General features: G+C 35.2%; 16 protein-coding genes and 1 riboswitch. Of the genes, 9 read left to right on the top strand and 7 right to left on the bottom strand.

The window, feature by feature from the left end:
- The first annotated feature begins 2 nt into the window (after nt 1-2).
- Nucleotides 3-773, top strand: coding sequence for a uroporphyrinogen-III synthase (locus tag MUB18_RS07555; protein WP_045752911.1), 771 nt, complete (start codon nt 3-5; stop codon nt 771-773).
- 364 nt (nt 774-1,137) lie between these two features.
- Entirely contained in the window at nt 1,138-2,004 is an 867-nt protein-coding gene (locus MUB18_RS07560) for a cupin-like domain-containing protein (protein WP_094773197.1), read from the top strand.
- Between the two features lie 70 nt (nt 2,005-2,074).
- On the opposite strand, the gene MUB18_RS07565 is transcribed toward MUB18_RS07560, so the two are convergent.
- On the bottom strand, nt 2,075-4,951 hold the full coding sequence (locus MUB18_RS07565; protein ID WP_248755520.1) for a PD-(D/E)XK nuclease family protein: 2,877 nt from the start codon (nt 4,949-4,951) through the stop codon (nt 2,075-2,077).
- A gap of 3 nt (nt 4,952-4,954) precedes the next feature.
- Complete coding sequence (locus tag MUB18_RS07570) at nt 4,955-8,326, bottom strand: UvrD-helicase domain-containing protein (RefSeq protein ID WP_248755521.1); 3,372 nt, start codon at nt 8,324-8,326, stop codon at nt 4,955-4,957.
- A gap of 338 nt (nt 8,327-8,664) precedes the next feature.
- Here MUB18_RS07570 and MUB18_RS07575 point away from each other — a divergent pair, with 338 nt between their 5' ends.
- The 4 genes from MUB18_RS07575 to MUB18_RS07590 all read left to right on the top strand — a co-directional run bounded on the left by MUB18_RS07575 (nt 8,665) and on the right by MUB18_RS07590 (nt 14,307).
- Nucleotides 8,665-9,186: a 30S ribosomal protein S16 gene (locus MUB18_RS07575; RefSeq protein WP_094773200.1), complete on the top strand. Its 522-nt coding sequence runs from the start codon at nt 8,665-8,667 to the stop codon at nt 9,184-9,186.
- Between the two features lie 136 nt (nt 9,187-9,322).
- Complete coding sequence (rimM, locus tag MUB18_RS07580; RefSeq protein WP_094773201.1) at nt 9,323-9,850, top strand: ribosome maturation factor RimM; 528 nt, start codon at nt 9,323-9,325, stop codon at nt 9,848-9,850.
- Nucleotides 9,851-10,015: 165 nt separating this feature from the next.
- Nucleotides 10,016-10,121, top strand: a riboswitch (SAM riboswitch).
- 61 nt (nt 10,122-10,182) lie between these two features.
- Nucleotides 10,183-11,139, top strand: coding sequence for a methylenetetrahydrofolate reductase (locus tag MUB18_RS07585; RefSeq protein ID WP_045752422.1), 957 nt, complete (start codon nt 10,183-10,185; stop codon nt 11,137-11,139).
- 153 nt (nt 11,140-11,292) lie between these two features.
- Entirely contained in the window at nt 11,293-14,307 is a 3,015-nt protein-coding gene (locus MUB18_RS07590; RefSeq protein ID WP_248755522.1) for a DUF2723 domain-containing protein, read from the top strand.
- Nucleotides 14,308-14,407: 100 nt separating this feature from the next.
- Here the strand turns inward: MUB18_RS07590 and MUB18_RS07595 are convergent, their stop codons facing one another.
- The 5 genes from MUB18_RS07595 to MUB18_RS07615 all read right to left on the bottom strand — a co-directional run bounded on the left by MUB18_RS07595 (nt 14,408) and on the right by MUB18_RS07615 (nt 19,828).
- Nucleotides 14,408-15,079, bottom strand: coding sequence for an OmpW/AlkL family protein (locus MUB18_RS07595; RefSeq protein WP_248755523.1), 672 nt, complete (start codon nt 15,077-15,079; stop codon nt 14,408-14,410).
- A gap of 196 nt (nt 15,080-15,275) precedes the next feature.
- Nucleotides 15,276-16,946: a glutamine--tRNA ligase/YqeY domain fusion protein gene (locus MUB18_RS07600; RefSeq protein ID WP_248755524.1), complete on the bottom strand. Its 1,671-nt coding sequence runs from the start codon at nt 16,944-16,946 to the stop codon at nt 15,276-15,278.
- A gap of 172 nt (nt 16,947-17,118) precedes the next feature.
- Nucleotides 17,119-17,763, bottom strand: coding sequence for a carbonic anhydrase (locus MUB18_RS07605; RefSeq protein WP_045752419.1), 645 nt, complete (start codon nt 17,761-17,763; stop codon nt 17,119-17,121).
- A 94-nt stretch (nt 17,764-17,857) separates the two neighbouring features.
- The gene (locus tag MUB18_RS07610) at nt 17,858-19,396 is read right to left on the bottom strand and encodes a SulP family inorganic anion transporter (RefSeq protein WP_045752418.1); all 1,539 of its coding nucleotides are present in this window, start codon (nt 19,394-19,396) and stop codon (nt 17,858-17,860) included.
- Nucleotides 19,397-19,495: 99 nt separating this feature from the next.
- A complete protein-coding gene (locus tag MUB18_RS07615) occupies nt 19,496-19,828 on the bottom strand; it encodes a hypothetical protein (protein WP_248755525.1) in 333 nt (110 codons plus the stop codon).
- Between the two features lie 220 nt (nt 19,829-20,048).
- Between MUB18_RS07615 and MUB18_RS07620 the strand changes: the two genes are divergently transcribed.
- The 3 genes from MUB18_RS07620 to MUB18_RS07630 all read left to right on the top strand — a co-directional run bounded on the left by MUB18_RS07620 (nt 20,049) and on the right by MUB18_RS07630 (nt 23,344).
- Nucleotides 20,049-21,590: a helicase HerA-like domain-containing protein gene (locus tag MUB18_RS07620; RefSeq protein ID WP_248755526.1), complete on the top strand. Its 1,542-nt coding sequence runs from the start codon at nt 20,049-20,051 to the stop codon at nt 21,588-21,590.
- A 55-nt stretch (nt 21,591-21,645) separates the two neighbouring features.
- Nucleotides 21,646-22,557 (top strand): NDP-sugar synthase, encoded by a 912-nt coding sequence (locus tag MUB18_RS07625; RefSeq protein WP_094773205.1) that lies wholly within the window; start codon nt 21,646-21,648, stop codon nt 22,555-22,557.
- Nucleotides 22,558-22,663: 106 nt separating this feature from the next.
- Nucleotides 22,664-23,344: a TIGR02117 family protein gene (locus MUB18_RS07630; protein ID WP_248755527.1), complete on the top strand. Its 681-nt coding sequence runs from the start codon at nt 22,664-22,666 to the stop codon at nt 23,342-23,344.
- The last annotated feature ends 6 nt before the right edge of the window (nt 23,345-23,350 follow it).

Consider the following 23,350-nt stretch of genomic DNA (forward strand, 5'->3'; position numbering starts at 1 on the left):
ATATGCAAACTTCCGACGTAGAAAGAGCAAAAAAGGTAAAAAGTATATTGGTAACCTTGCCAAAGCCTGAAAATGATAAGTCACCATATGCTGCATTAGCACTGAAGTATAATTTAAAACTTGATTTTAGAGGTTTCATCCACGTAGAGGGTGTTCCAGCTCGTGATGTTCGAAAAGATAAAGTAAATCTTGCTGATTTTACGGCTGTTATTTTTACAAGCAGAAATGCTGTAGATCATTTCTTTAGAGTCTGCGAAGAAATGCGATTTGAAGTATCCTCAGAATTGAAATATTTCTGTATTTCTGAGACGATAGCATTGTATCTTCAAAAGTATATTCAATATCGCAAGCGTAAAATTTTCTTTGGTAAACAAACGGCTAAAGATCTGGAAGATGTACTGAAGAAACATAAAGATGAAAACTTTTTATTCCCTTGTTCGGATGTTGCTAATGAAGAAACAAGTAATTGGTTAAAGATTAATGGTTATAAGTTTACACCTGCAGTTTTATTTAAAACAGTTGTGAGTGACTTATCTGATTTGAAAGATGTATTCTATGATATCATCGTTTTCTTTAGCCCTTCTAGTGTACAATCTCTTTATGAGAATTTTCCCGATTTTAAGCAAAACAAGACGAGAATTGCTGCATTTGGAGCAAGTACGCAACAAGCATTATTAGAACATGGATTAGTTTTAGATATTCCTGCACCGACACCCAAAGCCCCAAGTATGACAATGGCTGTCGAGGAGTATGTAAAGATGGTAAATAAGTAAAAATCTCTACATTTGAATTATTCCTTACGCGATTGATCGTCAGAATAATTCTCTGGTCTGTTTCATCTAGATGGATGTAAAACGCTGTAGGAAAGAAGGATTTTTAGATACGGTAAGAGAGGTTAATAAATAGGCTTAAAAGGGACTTAACAGTCGTTGCTGTAGCATAAATATTATTTTGGATCACCATAAATAAAATATAAAATACGATATAATGACATGTGTCATTTAGTTATTTAGAATATTTCTACTAACTTATGTGCTAAATTAGTACTTTAGCGATAGTGATTGTTTTTAATCGCGGCATAAGTTTAAGTAGAAATATTTTTTTTAAGTTTGTAGTAGTTGTAAAAACAGATAGCTTGTGAAATTAAAACCAGTTGATAGTATCTCAGGAATAACTCCAAAAGAATTTGTGAAAGATTACTTAAAAAAAGGTCAGCCTGTAATTATTAAAGACTTTATAAGTAAGGAGAGTGCATGTTGGAATAAATGGAGTTACGATTATTTCAAGAAAATTGCGGGTCAAGAGCAAGTAGATGTATATGGACGTGAAGAAGATTCTCAAAATCATGCAGCGAGTCCTCCCGTTGGAAAAATGACTTTAGCTGAATACCTTGATAAAATAAGTGCAGAGCCGACTGAGTTGCGTTTATTCCTTTTTAATCTTCTTAAAATAAGGCCAGAACTTAAAAAGGATGTTACCTACAATGACGTTACCGGTGGTAAAGTGATACAATGGCTTCCCTACTTGTTTTTTGGAGGTGAGGGGTCATCAACTCGTAATCACTTTGATATTGACATGTCCCATGTATTTATATCACAATTTCAAGGCTCTAAGCGAATTTGGTTATTCCCAAATGATCAATCTGACTTATTATATAAATTGCCCTATAACTTTCATAGTATTGCCAATCCTAAAAAAAGTACTGAAGAAGAATATCCAGGATTGAAATATATTGAAGGTTATGAAGCTGTAATTAATCCAGGTGATACACTTTATATGCCAGCTGGATGGTGGCATTATATTCAATATGATACAGAAGGATACTCCATTTCTGTTCGAGCGCTGGCAAATACGTTCTCTGAAAAATTGAAAGGTGCACGTAATTTATTTATAACTCGTTACTTTGATGATGCGATGCGTAAAATATTTAAAAAGAAATGGCTAGATTATAAGATTGAGATGGCTAAAAAAAGAGCACAGCGAGCCATTAGAAAAATAAAATAATATCAATTTTAGTAGATATAGAAAAGCTCCGTCTGTTTTAACAGATGGAGCTTTTCATATTATTCATATGTTATTCTTCATTTTCTTCGTTGATCGCATTTTTGTAAAATAGGATGTAGGGATCAGAGTCGTATATTTTTGCATTCGGGTCATGTTTGAAAGGAATTTCTGAATTGAATATTTCCTCTAAAATGGTTTTCAAAAATGCTATAAATTCTTTTTTTACTTCATCTAAATATATGAACTCTAAGATTTCGGATTTCGCATAAAATAAAGTTCCTTCTTCTCTCATCTTTCGCGCAACATATAGATTTGGTTCAATACCGACTCGACCAGTAACCTGTTCATAGACATAGGTGTAAAATAAGGTTTGAACAAGTGCCTTGTTTTCTGTATTCTTGATGAATACTTTATCCAATCCTTTAAAATTTACTTCATCAGCTCCTGTTTTATAATCAACGATTCGAACTTTGACCGTTTTATCTTTTAAAAGAACCTCATCTACACGGTCAATTATGCCATATATGCAGACCTGTTCTTCTTTTCCCTGTACTTCAATTGGAAAATTCATCACATAATCTTTATCGTTCTCTAATTCTATAATTTTGATACCGATAAAATGATCGACATCATGTTGAATAAGTAGCCTCACATATTCGGAAGCAATTTTATGCATAATACGCTGAAGGCTGTTTAATGAGTTTAAACCTGTTCCTTCCAGTTGATACAATTCGATAATTTCAGAAACTATCAAATCATCAATTGTGATTAATGATTTCTCCAATTCCTGTATGGGTACAAACTGCTCAGCACCTTTAAATGGCAGGTAGACTTTTTCCATCACATTGTGTATAACAGTACCCAAATTATTCATTTCAAATTCTTGTGTAATACTGGGAGGTTCTTTGATTTCTGCTACGTATTTCAAAAAGAACTGTAATGGAGATTGTAAGTAAGTTGTGAGTGCTGTTGCAGAAATCTTCTTTTTCTTTTCGATAAAATCAACGTATAATTTATCCCATATTGCACCTCTCTTTTCCACTGTCAACTCTTCTAGATCTGGTAAAAACGTAATATTCTGCTGTTGATTATGTTTTAAAAATTTGAAATTACTTTCAAACTCCAACTGCTTGATAAAACGACTTTCTTCACCAGAGGAGCTTTCACTAACAATGCCGTTATAAAGAAGATGAATGCCTTCACTGTATTGAAAGTGACGATAAAATAAGTAAGCAGACAGAGCATCCTGATTTTCTAGAATTGGCAATCCGTAAGCTTGTCTTAATGAATTAGGAATAAATGTTGGGGAGCTTGAGGTTTTGGGTAATATGCCCTCATTGGCACCTAAGACATATACATGGTCAAAATTAAGACAGCGGCTCTCTAATAGACCCATGATCTGTAACCCTTCGAGCGGGTTTCCTTCAATAGCCGAATTGATATTGGCAATTGCTTTACTGATCAGTCCCAATTGAAAAGGTAAGCTCAGCGGTTGAAGCGATTCTAAGCCAAGATTGAGCTGGTTTAATGTCTTTCTTACCTCGATCAACAAGTTGCTGTCAATTTGTTTTATACGGTCTTCTTGAGCAAGATTAGCAAGTAAATTGTCAACGATATGAATGAGTATAGCAATAGTTTCTTCGATTCGGATAATCGGGTGGAAAAAATGTACCAAACTTGAACTTTTGAATACAAGTTCTTTAACTTCCACTTCAAAGAGCTGTTTATCAGAAATTAATTTTTGAATGGATTGTTTTTCCTCTTTTGAAATGTTAGTCAATGGATGATTAACGAATGTTTCAATAAGTGTATAAGGTATCTTTGTTTTTTTCTGATGGGTGATCAAGTGTTGGACTTCCATCCACAATTCAATAATGCCATAGATGGGCGATTGCGTTAAGGGAAAACCTGTTGTAATGTTTGGTTTTACATCAGGCAGACTTTGTAATAAAGAAACCAATAATGATTCGTCAGCAAGAAGAATGGCCGAAGATTTACCATCCTTTTCATTATTTTCTAAGATATCATGTAGTAGTTTTGTCTGGGATACATTACCCGTTGCTGAGTATAGATGAACTTCGGATTGACGAGTACCAATTACATTGGAGCTATCGCCTAAGGCATTTATCAAACCGGTTTGATAAATATTCCGACGGATGAATAGACCCGCTTCCTGTTGTTGATCATCTAGATAATAGGCATCTGCATCAAAGTAGAAGAGCGCTAATCCCTCATCTTGCCATTTTTTAAATAGAGTAGCTTCTGTTTTGCTCAGAGCATTGAATCCAACAAATATGATCGTTTTATAATTTTTATGGAATTCTTGATTTTTTGCTTTCCCATCCACAATATCCCGATAGATTGTTGGCATATTTGTCATTCTCTTCGCTTTTAATTGTTCTTTAAAAGCGCGATATAAGACCGGAAGGCGTCGCCATAGTTTTAAAAACCTTTCTTGTACTGCAGAGTGTCCTGCGATGGAGAAAGATTGCCAAAATTGACGTATAAAGTCCTGTTGTTCTGAAGTAAAATGTTGAAATTGCAAATCAATCTGTGTATTGTCAAACAATTCCATAAAGATTTCATCAATATCAACTAAATCATAGTCAATTTGTGAGAAGTCACCTAATATAGTTTCTGCGATCGGATAAAATTCTTCTAAAGTCTCGGCTTCATGACCTTCCTTGGATAATAGGTCGTTATGCAAATGATAAAGAATGAAAAACTGTGCAATAGGAGTTGCTTCTGCCAAGTGGGTTGACAAACGGAAAAATTCTTGTATTGTGAAAAATTGTGGTGACCAAATTGCTTGTCCATACACTTCAGCTAGATGTTGTTTAAGATAAGTGATCGGCCTTTTGTTGTTAAATATAATAGCAGTTTCGTGTAGATCCGCTCCGAAACGATTCTTTAAATCGATAGCGACGTCTTTTAAAAATGGATTCATTTTCTAATTTTTTGCATGTAATAAAACCTCTACTAAATCATTTGACTTGGCATAAAATAAGAATCCTTTTACATTCTTATAGCCTAATTCCTCCAGTGTTCTGACATATTGCTTCACCTGCTTTTGATGGGACATCGCTTCACTTTGGGTAAATTTAAAGTCGAGTACAATCGTCTCTTTTTCGCTAGTAAATACTTTGTCGGGGCGTAAGGTTTCACCTTTAGCAGTGATGATGGCCGATTCATTCCAAATTTTAAAATCACCAGTCAGCCACATATTGATTTGTTGGTGTTGCCATATTTGATTGACCTCATGAAGAATTGCAGATTTCTCAGCCGGTGTAAATATGCCTTCTGAAATATATTGATTAATGATGGTTTCAATTTCCTCTTGTGTAGTTACAATGGACATGATTTCATGCGCCATGACACCGTATTGCGAGGCTTTGTCAAGTAATAAGATGCTGTTAATGGTACGTTGTGAGGATTTATCAAAAGCCTTATCCAATTCTTTTGAAACGGGATAGTGTTCCAGAGCGATTTTTCCTATTTCAACCTGATCACTTTTTTGTCGAGGTATGATATGATCGATGTTTATTTCATTATTTACTAAAGTAAAGTCTCCTCTATGATTATCCAATACTTGATAGACGATATCACTGATTAAATCATTCTTTACGTCCACGCCTATAATTTCTCCTGTTTTTTTGTCGATGAGCTGTTTAAAAGCAGGTGCGGATATATAAAGATGTTCTATTGCTCGAGTGGTTGCAACATAGAACGTATTGAGTGCATCCATATAATTAAAAACCATCTCTTCATAGTACTTCTGATATAGGGTAGATTGTCCTAGAGAAGAAGTATACTTAATCGGTGCTTTCCCTATGGCTTCAAGAGCTGTTCCTTCGGTATCTATCCAGAAGTTGCCATTGACCATGCCATCTAAAGTCCAATTGCAAAATGGAATCATAACCACATCATAAGCTAATCCCTTTGATTTGTGTACTGTGGTCACTTCAATAGCATCTACTTTACCAGAAGAGGGTAATACCGATTTTATACCATCTTCTTCCCAAAAGATCAAAAATTGATTAATCCCGCGCTCTCCATTTGCCGAAAAATTAGCAATCATATCTTTAAAGGCCAATATATAAGGCAGATGGGCATTATGTAAAGAAGTCAATCCGTAAGCTTCTATCAACTTTTCAACCAGATGGACCAAAGGAAGTTTCTGCCAGTGCTCCCAGTTTTCCAGCAGTTCTTTTGGTAGCTCTCCTTGCAAACTATGAACATCATTTTCTTTAAATTTTAACCAGACATCTGCACTAAAACTTTTCCCTTTTTGAATAATATGATAAAGATGTGTGAGTTTTGCTTTATATAATACATGTTTATCACTATTGAATACAAAAGCCTTAAGTGTTTCAATCAGTAATTGTATCCCCTCATTTGCCTCTAATGCAAGTGCATCTCCAGATATAACTTCAAATTGTAGCTGTTTTTCATTTCTATAATTCATCAGTTCATGGATGATCAATCTTGCCTGCTTATTTGATCGTACAAGAATTCCAATCTGATTTGCGCGATATCTGCCCGATGTAATCCACTCTTCAATTTGTTGACATAAGGAGCTCACAGCAAGTTCCTCCACCTGTGAGCTTCTTCTTACATTGTTTTCTACTTCCAGATATTTGACAGTAATAGAACCTTGTTGTAACTTATCTTGGAGTTTGGACTTTGGTACTTGTTGTGAAGCGCCTTCGTAAGCTTTTATAATCATATGGTTATAACCCATTTCATTCCACCAAGATTGTCCTTCATCGCTAAGATCAGCTGCAATATGCTCGTTTAATAGTTTTTGAATATGACTTGGGATAGTCTCAAATAAATAGTTGTTAAAATGGATAATATTGGGCAGACTTCTATAGTTGACATCCAAGGAGCCATTTTCTATCAATTCTTTTAGGTCTTCTTCATTTGAAATATGAAAGGCTTGGGCGACTTGTTTTTCTGCTTGTTGCAGTAAGATGCGCCAATCACCATTTCTCCAACGGTAGATACTTTGTTTGACATCTCCAACAATTAAATGCTCTGAAATATTTCCAGAAGCATTTCCAAGTGCGTTGATTAATAATGGGCTGTAATTTTTCCACTGGATACGTGAAGTATCTTGAAACTCATCAAAAAGAAAATATTGGTAACGGTTTCCGATTTTTTCCCAAATAAAAGTAGGATCTCCATGTTGATCTAATCCCAGTTTATTCAATTGAATTTGAGCATCTGAAATTAATTGAGCATTGTTTTCCTTACGCCACTGTGCCAATAGGTCACTCATCTCTTTCATAAGACGGAGATAGTAAAAATTTTTTTGGAATGCTTCGTAAGTGATATAAGTACTGAATTTATCTTGTAATATTTTAAAGTTTTTTAGAAGTGGGAATAAGGCTTGCTTCAAAGCGTAATTGATTTCTTTCTTACCGTTTAAAAAAGCATCCTCCTTATCCATTAAATCAACATATTTAGTAATAATCTCATGGAGTTTAGACGTACTTTGTTTGAACACATTGATCGTTGCATTGGATAACGAATAAATAGGATTTCTGCTTTTTCCCTTTAACTCCGCAGGATCAATGTTTAAGGATTTAAATGTGGTTGTAAAACTTTTGATCTCTTCGTTTAGGGCTTCTAAGAATACTTGAGTAAAATTTTCTATTTCCTTATTTAAGGTATTAAATACTTTATCCGAATTTTGTGATAAAAGATGTTTGTCAAATTCTTTGAAGTTTTCTGAAAAGATTTCATTTGCCAAGTTAGTTAATTCTCTACGGTAGTTCCAATTTTCATTATTTGATATCTTTTTTTCGGCAAATTCAATGATCCATTCCAGTAGATCCGGACGCTTATCCAAAAGTTGGTTTAACATGACAGTAAGCTCTTGTCGCACCCTACTGGTATTCATTTCTATTTTATATGCTGCATCCAAATTGAGCTCATATGTAAAACTTCGAATAACTTTTTGAGAAAATCCATCAATAGTACTAATGGTAAAGTGACTATAATCATGTAAAATCTTGCGATAGACCCGGTACGCCTTTTCTTGAATGAAGCTTGTATTCCATTGTGAAAATTGTGTCAACAATAAACTTCTATAATCCTGTATTTTTCTACTTTGATCACCCAAGGCCAAACCCTTCAATACGGATAAAATTCTTTCTTTCATCTCAGCCGTTGCTTTATTTGTAAAAGTGACAGCTAATATTTCTCGATAACTGTTTTCTTTTGAAAGTAATAGCGTTAGGTAATGTACAGTTAAGCTGAACGTTTTACCAGAACCTGCAGAGGCTTTTAATATTTTTAATGGAGCTATTAATGACATGAATTCAATTTGATTTGGAAGGATGAAAATACGCTTATTAATTTGAATAGACAAAACTGTATGTATGTCTATTATTTAACAATAGACGTAAAATTACAAATAAATTTCTCGAATTAAATTCCATTATTTTTCTGTTATGAAGCCAGATTATATTCTTTAAAACGGATGATTTTTAAATCATTCTACGGTTCAAAATGGATGCTAAGGTAGCATCTTTCTTATTACTTGGAAGTTGACTCTTATATTTAGCTTTTTACTTTCACAAATCCTTTGTATCTTTGCGTCCCCTCTTACATGAAGTACGGGGGATATGTTGAATACATAAATAACAAGAAAACATGGCAACTAAAATCAGATTGCAAAGACATGGTAAAAAAGGACGTCCTTTTTACCACTTAGTAGTAGCAGATGCACGTGCTCCACGTGATGGTAAATTCATCGACCGTATTGGTTCTTACAACCCGAACACAAATCCAGCGACTATCGTTTTGGATTTTGAAAAAGCTTTGGATTGGATGAATAAAGGTGCTCAACCTACTGACACAGCTCGTACTATCCTTTCGGATAAAGGTGTTTTATACAAAAAACACTTATTAGGCGGTGTTAAAAAAGGTGCATTTGATGAGGCTGCTGCTGATGCTAAATTTGTTGCTTGGACTGAAGCTAATGATGCAAGAATCGCTGGTAAAAAAGACGGTTTAGCTAATACAAAAGCTGAAACTAAGAAAATTGCATTAGCTGCTGAAGCTAAGAAAAAAGAAGAAAAAGCTGCTGCTATTGCTGCTAAAAATGCTCCAGTTGCAGAGGAAACTCCTGCAGAAGAAACTGAAGCTCCTGCTGCAGAAGAAACTGAAGGATAATTTTTCTTTCATACAGTATCAAGAAAGCCGGTTCGACATGATCCGGCTTTTTTTTTAAAAGAAAATAACTCCTATTTCCAAAGTAGTACTGCAATTTTGTATTTATATTTTTAAATTTGCCCTTTCAAATTAGAACATGACCATAGAAGAAAGTTTTTACATCGGTTATATTAGTAAAACACGAGGATTAAAAGGAGAGCTGCAGCTTTTTTTCGAATTTGAAGATTATCAAGATCTAGATTTTGATGTCTTATTTGTTGAAGTCAATAAAAAATTAGTTCCTTATTTTGTTGCTAATATTAAATACCAAACCAATAGTACCGCTTATTTGAATTTGGAAGATGTAGATCATATCGATAAAGCACAGCCCTTAGTCCGTAAGAAGGTATATCTGCCTAATGATAAAATGCCTGAACGTGATCCTGATGATTTCAGATATACGGATTTAATTGGGTATCTAGTGATTGATGAGGTACATGGAGAACTTGGAGAAATTACACATGTGCAAGAAATGCCACAACAATTTATAGCCACCGTTGATTTCAATGGCAAGGAGCTTATGTTCCCATTAAATGATGATTTAATGCTCGGTATTGATTCAGAAGATCAAGTATTGGAGGTTGATTTGCCCGAAGGCTTAGTTGAGTTGTATAAAGAAATTTAACATCTTCACTATCGAACATGAAGAAATATAAGCCACTACACATCTTTGTGTAGTGGCTTATTTATTTTATCTGATCTTGTTTTTATAGCGCCATAAGCGTATAATTTTTTGAGCAAGCTTCTAATATTATTTTGATTATAAATTTCTATTACCGATATTAGCCGATGCTTATAGAGAAAGGCAGAGGGACTAGACCCAATGAAGCCTTAGCAACCTGTTATTTTATAAGGTGCTACATTCTACCCCAACTCAGAGATGGGAAAGATAAGTTGAAACAAGTTTACTTGTGCATTTCGATGTAAGCCAACCAAAATCATATTTAAAAAAAATTAATGAAAATCGTTGATCATATCAGTAATGCCAAAGGAAAAACTTTGTTTTCTTTTGAATTGTTGCCTCCAGCCAAGGGGCAAGGTATCCAGAGTATTTTTAAAACAATGGATGCACTTATGGAATTCAAGCCTCCCTTTATCGATGTGACTTATCATAGAGAAGACTATATGTATAAGAAACACGAAAGCGGTTTATTAGAGCGTGTGGCTTATCGTAAACGTCCAGGAACAGTTGCTATCTGTGCCGCTATTATGAATAAGTATAAAGTGGATGCTGTTCCTCATCTTATATGTGGAGGATTTACGAAAGAAGAAACGGAGAATGCATTAATTGATCTAAATTTCTTAGGTATTGATAATGTACTGGTACTAAGGGGAGATGCACGAAAAGGTGATTCTGATTTTATTCCAACAGATGGTGGACATGCATTTGCAACGGATTTATTGCAACAGGTCGTTGATATGAATCAGGGACAATATCTCCATGAAGATATTGCTATATCTGAAAAAACAAACTTTTGTATTGGTGTCGCGGGTTATCCAGAGAAACATTTTGAAGCGCCAAACTTCAATACAGATTTCAAATGGTTAAAAAAGAAAGTAGAAATGGGAGCAGAATTTATCGTGACCCAAATGTTTTTTAATGTAGAAAAATACAAAGAGTTTGTTACAAAATGTAGAGAAAATGGTATTCATGTTCCTATTATACCCGGATTGAAACCGTTGACAACTAAAAAGCAATTGATTACCCTACCTAAGATTTTCCATTTGGATATTCCCGAAGAATTGAGTGAAGCGGTCTCCGCATGTAAAAGTAATGCTGATGTAAGACAAGTGGGAGAAGAATGGCTAGTACAGCAGTGTAAAGAATTAATCGATTTCGGGGCTCCCGTTTTACATTTTTACACCATGAGTAATCCTGGGCCGACAAAAAGTATTGTAGAAAAGTTATTCTAAATCAACCTATTTAACGATCAGCCTGCCACGTAAATGTAGCGGGCTTTTTTATAGGCTGTATTTTTTTGTTAAAAAAAGTTAATCTAGTTCAATTGAAATCTTCTTTCATTATATTTAATTGATTATATATCATCAATTAAACCTGGATCATTCATGAGCTATCAGAAAGTGAACAATATGTTAGGCTGGCTATGTGCCATCATAGCAACAGTAGTTTTTATTATTACGGCTGAGCGGACAACAAGCTGGTGGGACACCGGTGAGTTTATTGCTTCAGCTTATAAACTCCAGATTGTTCATCAGCCAGGAGCACCATTGTTTCTGATGATACAGAATATCTTTTCAAATTTTGCATTAGGCAATGTGGCTCAGATTGCCTTTTGGATGAATATCGGATCTGCTGTATGCAGTGGTTTGACAGTATTATTTTTATTTTGGACCATTACAGCGTTAGGAAAAAAGATCAGTCATTCTGATGATAAACCAATTCATAGAAATCAAGTTATTAAAATTATGGGAGCAGGTCTTGTCGGTGCCTTAGCCTATAGTTTCTCCGATACATTTTGGTATTCAGCAGTAGAATCAGAGGTCTACGCGATGTCCTCCTTGTGTACTGCAGTAGTATTTTGGGCGATATTAAAGTGGGAAGCTCGCGCAAATAAACCACAAGCAGATCGATGGCTTATCGTTATCGCTTATATCATCGGACTATCAATTGGGGTTCATTTATTGAACTTATTGGTGATTCCAGCTATAGCTCTTATCATCTATTTCAAGAAAACAGACCGGACAACTTTATGGGGAATCAGTAAAGCAATGATAATTGGACTCGGAGTACTGGCATTAATTCTTTGGGGCGTGATTCAGTATCTCATTAAGTATGCCGCCAAATTTGATTTATTTTTTGTCAACACTCTCGGGCTGGCATTTGGGTCAGGGATATTGGTTTTTGTAGCGTTGATTCTATCAACATTAATTTATGGTATCTATTACTCCATAAGAAAGGGGAAAGTTGTGTTAAATACGGCATTACTAGCAACCTGCTTTATTCTTTTGGGATACAGTTCCTTTACCATGGTTCTGATTCGAGCGAATGCCAATCCTTCCCTAAACAATAATGACCCTAAAAATGTTTTTTCTTTCTTAGGTTATTTAAGTCGAGAACAGTACGAATCAGAACCATTGATAAAAGGTCCATATTTTGATGCAAATCCAACTGGAGTCAATGAACGTGTTGATTATAGAAAAGACAGTCATCAATATGCCGCAATAAAAAGGTCGTCCAGTTATCAATTTGATCGAGAAACCATATTTCCAAGGATTTATAGTCAGAAACCCTATCATCAATATTTTTATAAAGGCTATTTAGGAATTGAAGAAGGCCGAAAAGCCAATTTTGCTGATAATTTAAAATTCTTTTTTAATTATCAGATTGGACATATGTATGCGCGATATTTTCTATGGAATTTTGTTGGTCGCCAAAATGACCAACAAGGAAATGGTTCATTAACAGAAGGAAATTGGTTATCAGGTATTAAAGCTATTGACAATCTACATCTTGGAGGCCAATCCAAATTGTCTGATGAAATGATTCATAATCCAACTAGAAATACTTACTTTTTTCTTCCTTTATTGATAGGACTCGCTGGTGCATTTTGGCATTTTAAGAGGAATAAGAAGGATGCTATTGTCGTGGGACTATTATTTGTTTTTACAGGTTTGGCTATTGTTATATATTTAAATCAATCTCCATTACAACCACGTGAACGGGATTATGCTTATGCAGGATCATTTTATGCCTTTGCCATTTGGATTGGTTTAGGGGTATTTGCTATTTCAGAACTATTAAAAAAATATGCAAACGAAAGAAATACAGCCCTGTTCGCAACATCACTGTGTCTATTTGCTGCGCCAGTAATACTTATTAATCAAAATTGGGATGATCATAATCGATCTGAAAAATCCTTAGCAAGGGATGTTGCAAAAAATTATTTAGAAACTTGTGCTCCCAATGCAATTTTATTTACTTATGGTGATCATGATACTTTTCCATTATGGTATTTGCAAGAAGTAGAGGGTGTACGTCGAGATGTCAGGATAGTGGTCATTAGTTATTTGACTTCTGATTGGTACTTTCGGCAGGTGAAAAATGCAACTTATCAAGCTGCCGGATTACCGATAACCATTCCAAATGAAAAGGTGGCAAAAGGTATTCGAGAATCTTTGCCTTATCATGAACTGAATTTAGTAGGATCTACAGATATTAAATTATTGTTAGATTTCTTACTATCCGACAGTAATGATCATAAACTACAAATGAGAGATGGAGAATATGAAAACTTCTTGCCCACAAAACAACTTAGGCTTGCTGTCAATAAATCTGAGGTAATCAAAAATCGAGTAGTGCCGCAGGAATGGGAAAATGAAATATCAAATCAATTGGAGTGGACTTTTGGAAATGATTATGTAACACGGGCAGACCTAGGGCTGATGTCAGTTCTTGCCAATAACAATTGGCAAAGACCAATTTATTTTTCAAGCATGGTGCCTAGTGAAAACCTCATGGGATTGGACAAATACATGGTCGATGAGGGATTTGCCAAACGTCTGATGCCTATTGATGCAAAACTTTCAGAAGGGGAATCCCTAATAAATATAGATAAATTATACAAAAATATTGTTGAAAAATATGCTTGGGGAAATATAAACCAAGCAACTTATATTGATACAGATTCCTTCAGATTTGCAGGTATGTATGCAGAAGAAATCTTTGGAAAAGCAGCAAGAACTTTGTTTGCACAGGGTAAAACAGAACAAGCAAGACAAGTTGCTGTAAAAGCATTTAATGAGCTACCACAGCGTCTATACAGTATAGCTGATGTGACAAGTTATGTAGATGTTATTGATACTCTTTATAAAACTGGAGAAAGTAAATTTGCTAATCAACTTGTTGATCGTAATCTCAAATTTTTAACAGAACATATGGATTATTATCAACAATTGGCTACAGATAAACCCGAAACAGGACTAGAAGTTCAAAATATAAAAATTGCTCTTGACTCTGTTGATAGGTATGAACGGATACTCGCAAATACGAAAGAAAAAGGTCGGTATGCTTATGTTGCTGATCTGAGCAGAAAATATAAAATGATCTATCTAAGAGATTGATTCATACAATGAATGAGACCAGTAATTATATCAAAGTACTGGTCTCTTTTCGTTTTAAAATATAAGGTAAACATTTCTTTACAAGGTCTGTCGACTCTTTCTAAAATCTTACCCCTAGACCAAAACCTAGAAGAAAGGGATTTATGCTCACCTTTGCAGGAATATTTAATCCAGTTGCAAGGTTACTTGCATCCACATTGACATCTGTTTTCAGAAAGATGTGTTTCACATCAAGATTTACAAAGAAATTTTTCGAAATGTTAATGTCAACACCCAACTGAGTTGCTAACCCAAAGGCATTATCATATTTTACGTTTTTAACTATATTTCCAGCATCTTCATTGTAAAATATAGTATAGTTAGCCCCAACACCGACATATGGTTTAATAGATGGACTAGGATAGAAATGATATTGAACAGTTAAAGTTGGTGGCAACAACCAAACACTCCCCAAGTCAATATTATTATTCGTGCTACCACCAATAGCCGATAAATCCGAATTTGTAGTGGATACTTTGTGTTTCGTGGTTCCTAGAATCAATTCTGCCGCGATGTTTTTGTTAAAAAAGTAAGTGAAATCCAGTTCAGGAATAAACTGACTTGAAATAGAAACATTTCCGCCGATCGTGGATACATCAGCATTTTCGATAGGGACAACTCCTACACCTCTAAGACGTATCTGCCATCTATCAAAGTCTTTAGTTTCTTGTGCCTGACTTATTCCTAATCCGGATAATAAACATACAGCAGTTGCAAATAATAACTTTTTCATATTTGAATGTGTTAATTGTGATTATTCAAATATAAAGAGGTCGCAGCTTTAAATATGTGACAAAAATCAAGAGTAGTTTTGAAGGTAATTACTTTCTAGATCGAGTAAACTATCGATATTTATCATCAGTGATTCTATTTTTTTTGAAGAGGATGACGTAAAAAAAGGGAAGCTATTGCCTCCCTTTTTATTGTTATTATTGACCTTTTTTCACTTCTTTGGCCCAAGAATCTTTTAGCCCAACTGTACGGTTGAAGACCAAATGATCTGGTGACGAAGAGGTATCTAAAGTGAAATATCCCAGTCGGATGAATTGATATCCTTTTCCCGGTATCGCATTTAACAAATCAGGTTCTATATATGCTTTGCTAATTTTTAAACTATCGGGATTAATCGATTCTTTAAAATTTTCAGATGCAGCAGGGTTTTCATCGTTAAATAAACGATCATATAATCTAATTTCAGTTTCCTTAGCATGTGGAACAGAAACCCAGTGAATGGTACCTTTTACCTTCATCCCGGAAGTATCTTCTCCAGATTTTGAATTAGGGACATAGGTACAATGAACCTCAATTACTTGACCATTTGCGTCTTTGACGAAGTCATGGCAGGTTACGATATAGGCATTTTTTAAACGTACAGATAGACCAGGGCCTAAACGGAAAAATTTCTTTGGAGCATCTTCCATAAAGTCATCACGTTCGATCCATAATTCATTTGAAAAAGGGATCATACGTGAACCTTCGCCACCTTCAACCTCAGGGTTATTTTCACCATGTAACTCTTCTATATGGTCGGTCGGGAGATTAGTAATCACTAATTTAATAGGATCCAAGACAGCCATTCTTCTCCATGCTGTTTTATTCAAATCCTCACGAATACAGAATTCTAACAAACTTACATCAATCATGTTTTCGCGTTTAGCGACACCGATTTTATCACAGAATGCACGAATACTCGCCGGTGTATAACCTCTTCTACGCAGACCAGAAATTGTCGGCATACGCGGATCGTCCCAACTTTCGACAAATTTATCATTGACCAATTGCAATAGCTTACGCTTACTCATCACAGTATAAGTCATGTTAAGGCGAGCAAATTCATATTGTTTAGAAGGGTAAATCTCTAGTTTTTCAATACACCAATCATATAGCGCACGGTGTGGAATAAATTCCAGTGTACAAATGGAATGTGTGATTTTTTCAATGGAATCTGATTGTCCGTGAGCAAAATCATACATAGGATAGATGCACCATTTGTTACCAGTGCGGTGGTGATGTGCATGCTTGATGCGGTATAATAAAGGATCACGCAAGTGCATATTTGGATTGGCAAGATCTATTTTAGCACGCAATACTTTTTCACCATCTTGGTATTTACCATCTTTCATTTCTTGAAAAAGAACCAAGCTCTCTTCAATACTACGACTACGATTCGGGGTAGGAACTCCAGGCTCAGTTGGTGTACCTTTTGCTGCCGCAATTTCTTCGGCAGTACTATCATCTACATACGCCAGATCTTTTTTGATTAAGTCTACAGCATATTGATATAAAGTATCAAAATAATCCGAAGTATATAATTCCTGTGCCCAGCTAAAGCCAAGCCATTGAATGTCGTTTTTAATGCTTTCAACGTATTCTGTATCCTCTGTAACAGGGTTAGTGTCGTCAAAACGTAAGTTAGTCTTGCCATTGTATTTCTGACCTAAACCAAAGTTTAAGCAAATAGATTTAGCATGACCGATGTGAAGATAGCCGTTTGGCTCGGGAGGGAAACGTGTTAATACACGTCCATCATGTGCCCCATTACGAAGATCCTCTTCGATAATTTCTTCAATAAAATTTAATGATTTCTCCTCGTTTATCATAATACAAAGTTAAGTATTACTTCGAATTATCCGTAGTAGTTCTTACATTTTAAAGTAAGTTGTTTTAAGAGAAAAAATACTGTAATAAAGAGTGTAATAGTACTAACAGTATAAGGAAGGAAAATGAATTTTTTAAATAGTAAAAGGGTCGGTTGCCCGACCCTTTTATATCCTATCTATAAGAAAATACATCTCCAAGATCTTCATTACTAGTAAAAGTACAATTAAGATCTGTCAATGCTCCGGTACCGATATTAATGACCATTCCATGTACAGCCAGATCATTTCTATCTTTCCAAGCATTTTGGATAATGGAAGTTGTACACAAATTGAATACCTGCTCTTGTACATTTAGCTCAATTAATCTGTCTACTTTTTTCTCATGATCCTCTATAGCGTCTATTTCAGCCGCATGTAAACGATATACATCTTTGATATGGCACAACCAGTTATCAATAATACCAAATTGATTGCGACTCAATGATGCAGCAACACCACCACATCCATAGTGACCAGCGATTATGATTTGTTTTACTTTTAAAACATTGACCGCATAATCCAGTACAGATAGCATACTCATGTCTGAATGCACACACATGTTTGCAATATTACGGTGTACAAATACTTCTCCAGGTTTAGTACCTGTGATTTCATTTGCTGGCACACGACTATCTGCACAACCAATCCATAAAATTTCTGGATTTTGACCTTTTGCTAATTGTTGAAAACGACCTGATGTATCATTCTTAACAAAGTCCATCCATTCACGATTTCCGTCTAAAATTTTTTTAAATCCTAATTCTAAATCTTTTTCCATTTTATATATATATTAATACAGTTCATATGTAATTGAGCTGCATGTTTTATCCCTGATAGGATACAAATCTCGTTAATTAATTGTTTTTATTTTATTATTTTTTCTTGTATTCAACATCTGTCAGTTCAATACGCTTTCCTTTGGTCAATGCATTTTGTTGAAAATCTTTAATGACCTCAATGACATCCTTATCAATGAATTTACTTGCTGTACCATTGATAACAATCAAACCAACAGATTTAGGTAAGCTATAAAGCTTTTGCTGTATAGGTGCTTTATTTAAAAAAGATACCTCCTCTGCCAGCGTGATGACAGCTTTATCGTAGTCATCTTGTTTTACAATATCAAATTTAAAAGCATTTTGCATATTCGCTTTTAAAATATAAAAAGTAGCTACCACAAGTCCAATACCCACACCCATGAGTAAGTCTGTCAATACAATGGCTACAATTGTTGCAAAGAAAGGAATGAATTGATCAAGTCCTTTTTTATACATGGAAGTAAATAAAGCGGGTTTGGCTAATTTAAATCCAGTTTGCAATAAAATAGCCGCTAGACAGGATAATGGAATAAAGTTTAAAACATTAGGGATGATTAGAATTGCTAATAGTAACCAAATACCATGAAGTAATGCCGATTGTCTAGTTCTTCCGCCAGCGTTCACATTGGCTGATGAGCGTACAATAACTGACGTCATTGGTAAACCTCCCAATAAACCACTTGTTATATTGCCGACACCCTGAGCGATAAGTTCACGATTAGTGGGTGTATTTCTTTTGAATGGATCAATTTTATCAACCGCCTCGATACTTAATAGAGTCTCTAAACTGGCAATAATTGCAATGGTGAAAGCGACTATCCAGACCTCTTTATTGATGATTTGCGTGAAATCTGGAAGTGTAAATAGCCCTGTGAATTCAGCAAAGGAATTGACAATGGGTACAAGTACAAATTGTGACTCTGCTAATTGAAAACGTGTACCATTAAAAGCAAACGATAAGCCTATTCCAAGAGCAACTACAATTAATGGAGCTGGGATCTTGTTTAGCTTTGGAATTTTAGACCAATAGATTAAGACAATCAATGAAAGTATACAAATTATCAAAGCACCGGGGCCAATTGAAGACATCAATGTGTCTGTAAATGCGCCGATTCCATGGCCATTATCAAGCTCAAAAGCATGAGTTTCCATCATACCAAGTGCCAACGGAATTTGCTTCAATATGATGGTGATCCCAATTGCAGCAAGCATTCCGACGATCACAGAAGAAGGGAAATAATTTCCTATCATGCCGGCTTTAACGACTCCAAGAATCAATTGGATAACACCTGCAATAACTACAGCTAATAAAAAAGTTTCATAGGCACCGAGGCTCTGAATAGCGCCCAAAACAATGACCGTAAGACCAGCTGCAGGGCCACTGACGCTCAAAGGTGATTTACTGATAGAAGAGACGACGACACCGCCAATCACTCCTGTTAACAATCCTGCAAACAATGGCGCACCAGAGGCCATTGCAATACCCAAACATAGTGGGAGTGCTACTAAAAACACCACAACACTAGCGGGTACATCATATTTTAAGTCTCTTTTCGATAGTTTTAGAAAAGCAGACATACGAGTTCCAAACATTAGTTTTTGTCTAAAATTTTACCTGATATTTTACAATATTTTGCTCTAATCAGACGTGATTAAAGTTTATTTCATGCACGAAGGCACAGAAAGGGAAAATTAACAGTTAGGAGGCGGCGTAGGAACAGAAGGGTGGAATGCGCGAATACTTTTTTCATTTTTCAAGTAATGCTTTTGATTCCCATGATTATCAGTAATGATGGCTAAGAAATAGGATTCTTCCGTTTTAGCATTAAAAAACTTTGAACCAGATTCATTACTATCACTGTGTGCACCATTGTTGTTTTCAATTTCTAATTGGAGCACAATTTGAAGAATTGTGTTTTGATCTAATAAAGAAGAAAATATAGGCGTTATCGATATGCTCATCTTTACGAAAAAGATTAAAGCACATAATAGAGCTGCGATATTTCTAATTTTTTTATTAAACATTTTTTTTCAAAGCTGTATCTGTTCCCTTTTTTAGAGTACGTAAAAATACATTTTTCATGTTAAAAAATTATTAATTTTTTGAAAAAAAGTCCTTGCTGACAAAAAAATTACAAAGACTCAATATTTCGTTCTATATTTAATGTAAGAAATATAATTTGTAAAAGGTGGAGGTATTTTTAAGATAAGGACTGGTTCCTTTATAAAACTAGTATATTAAAGAATGGAAGATCAAGCATTATTTATTGAAAAAGTAATAGCATCCTATAATCCTAAAGGTGCCTACATTTATTTAGGAGCCGGTATTTTAGAGGGGAATATCCTTGCTGATGCTCAAGTTAATTTAGCTTTAAAAATGATGAACCGCCATGGTTTGATTGCTGGGGCAACGGGTACAGGTAAAACGCGAACCTTACAATTGATTGCTGAACAGTTGTCCGACAGTGGTGTTCCTGTTTTCATGTTGGATGTCAAAGGTGACTTGTCAGGTCTAGCTCTAGAGGGCCAAACCAATCAAGCGCTGATCGATAGAGGTAATGCCGTTGGTGTTCCATTTCAGCCCGCTAGTTTTCCTGTTGAATTGTTTTCATTGACTGGGAATAAGGGAACCACTATGCGGATTAAAGTATCCGATGTTGGTCCGATTCTATTAGCACGAATTTTGGAATTGAATGATACGCAAACTGGAGTTTTAGCCGCAATATTTAAATATGCGCAAGATCACAATATGCCTTTAGTCGATTTTAATGATGTTAAAAAATTATTAAGTTATCTGGCCGATGGTCCAGGCAGTGAAGAGATTAAAGATGATTATGGTAAAATAAGTACATCAAGTTCTGGAACTATTTTACGTAAAATAGTGGCTATAGAGCAACAAGGAGTCGCGCATATATTTGGCGAGAAGGAATTTGATATCCGAGATTTGTTTCAAAAAGTAGATGGTAAGGGAGTTATAAGTTTATTGAATATTTCGGATGTTCAAGACCAACCAGTGCTATTTTCAACTTTTTTATTAAGTATTTTAGCACAATTATTTAAAAATTTACCTGAGGTAGGAGACTTAGATAAACCAAAATTGGTTTTCTTTTTTGATGAAGCTCACTTGCTGTTTAAAGATGCTTCAAAGACATTCATGACACAAGTCGAGCAAATTGTTAGATTGATTCGTTCCAAAGGGGTTGGTATTTTCTTCTGTACTCAATCTCCAACAGATGTTCCAGAATCTGTTTTAGCCCAATTGGGAAATCGTATTCAGCACGCGTTACGTGCTTTTACGCCAAATGACACCGAGAACTTAAGAAAGACCGTCAAGACTTATCCAAAATCGGATTTTTATGCAATTGATCAAATTCTGACATCATTGGGCACCGGGCAAGCATTGATTACGGTGTTAAATGATAAAGGAATTCCTACAGAAGTCGTGGCTACACATCTTGTACCCGCTCGAGCTGTAATGGGACCAGCAGATACGACGACTTATGATGACCTCATAACGCGTTCAGATCTGTATACCAAATATCAGCAGCGCGAAGAGAATCGCTCCGCAGCAGAGATCATCGATGAGAAAATGGAAATTGCTGCACATCAACAAGAGCAATTGACCCGTGCCAAAGAAGAAGAAAAGCGTTCAAAAAGCACTTCAAGAAGACAGACCCCATTAGAAGCTGCACAGAAAACGGCAACAACAACCTTAGCTAGGGAAGGGGTCAAGCTGTTAGGAAAATTAGCAAGTGGTTTGTTAACAGCATTCTTTAAGAAAAAGTAATCTAATATGTATATATTTGCAAAAATTTAAACTAGAAACGACCTAGAAATTGGATATGAGTAAACCAACTTTATTAATTTTGGCAGCAGGTATGGCTAGCCGTTACGGATCATTGAAACAGATCGATGCTTTTGGGCCTCACGGCGAAACTATTATTGATTATTCTATCTATGATGCTATCAATGCTGGGTTTGGCAAAGTAGTATTTATAATTCGTGAAGAATTTTTAGATAAAATGAAAGAGGTCTTTGACGAAAAATTGAAAGGAAAGATCGAAGTAGATTATGCTTTCCAAGATTTTGATTTGAAGAAATATGGCATTGACCGTGAAATAGAGCGTGCTAAACCTTGGGGTACTGCACATGCGGTATTGAGTGCTAAAAATAATGTCAATGAACCTTTTTGTGTAATCAATGCTGATGATTTTTATGGAACAGACTCCTACCAAAAAATGGCGAAATTCTTAACAACAGAAGTATCAGATGAGCAAATGGCGTTAATGGGATTTCAAGTAGGCAATACGCTATCCGATTATGGTTATGTATCTAGAGGTGTTTGTGAAGTAAGTCCTTCTGGACATATGGAAAGTGTAACAGAACGCACTAAAATTTATTATAAAGAACTTGACGGTGAGAAAAAGATTGTCTTTGAAGAAGGCGATGTCATTACTGAATTGGATCCAAAAAGCCGTGTATCAATGAATTTTTGGGGTTTCACTCCTAAGGTTTTTGAAGTTGCTGAAGGTATGTTCAAAGATTTTGTTGAAAAAAATGCAGAAGACCCTAAATCCGAGTTTTTTATACCTTCTGTAGCAGATTATTTGGTGCAAACTAAGCAAGCCGATTTTAAAGTTATCCCGACATCATCAAAATGGTTCGGTGTTACCTATAAAGAAGATAAGGAAATTGTACAGGCATCTATTTTAAAATTAATCGCCGATGGAGCTTATCCAGAAAAATTATTTTAAGATATAATCATAGTATTTTCTTAAACCCGTCACATTTGTTACGGGTTTTTTTTATGTTTGAATAGTAGGAAGTATTTTCATCCTAGTATTCAAGTCCATTATAAACATGAAAAAAATATTGAAAGTGTTATTATATATCCTAATCAGCATAATCGTGATCGTTTTTGTGTATTGGTTGTCAGAGCGCATTCTTTCACGCATAAGTGCACATAGGGAGCCCTCTATACTGCCGAAAGAGGTTGCCGTGTATATTATGTCCAATGGTGTTCATACTGATCTGGTAGTACCTGTTAGAACCAGTCAGATGGAGTGGTCCACGTTATTTCCCTTTCAAAATAACAAGGCAAAAGAAACAGATTATAGTTATGTGGGAGTAGGCTGGGGTGATAAGGGTTTTTATTTAAATACTCCAGAATGGAAAGATTTAAAAGCTTCTACTGCATTTGTTGCTGCAACTGGTATTGGCGAGACAGCACTTCACGTAACTTATCATAAAGAAATAACCGAAAGCGAGCTATGTTTTAAGTACATGATTGATACGGTACAATATCAAACCCTTATTGATTTTGTGAAATCATCGTTGGAATATGATACTGAAAATAAACCCATTGTAATTAATACCAGTGCACAGTATGGAGATTCAGATGCTTTTTATGAAGCAAAGGGATCATATAGTATGTTTTACTCATGTAATACTTGGACAAATGAAGCCTTAAAAAAAGCAAATATGCCAGCAGGTATTTGGGCAACATTAGACAAAGGGATATTGAGTCATTACAAAAAGTAATCGTAT

This window comes from Sphingobacterium sp. PCS056, assembly GCF_023273895.1.
Lineage (GTDB): Bacteria > Bacteroidota > Bacteroidia > Sphingobacteriales > Sphingobacteriaceae > Sphingobacterium.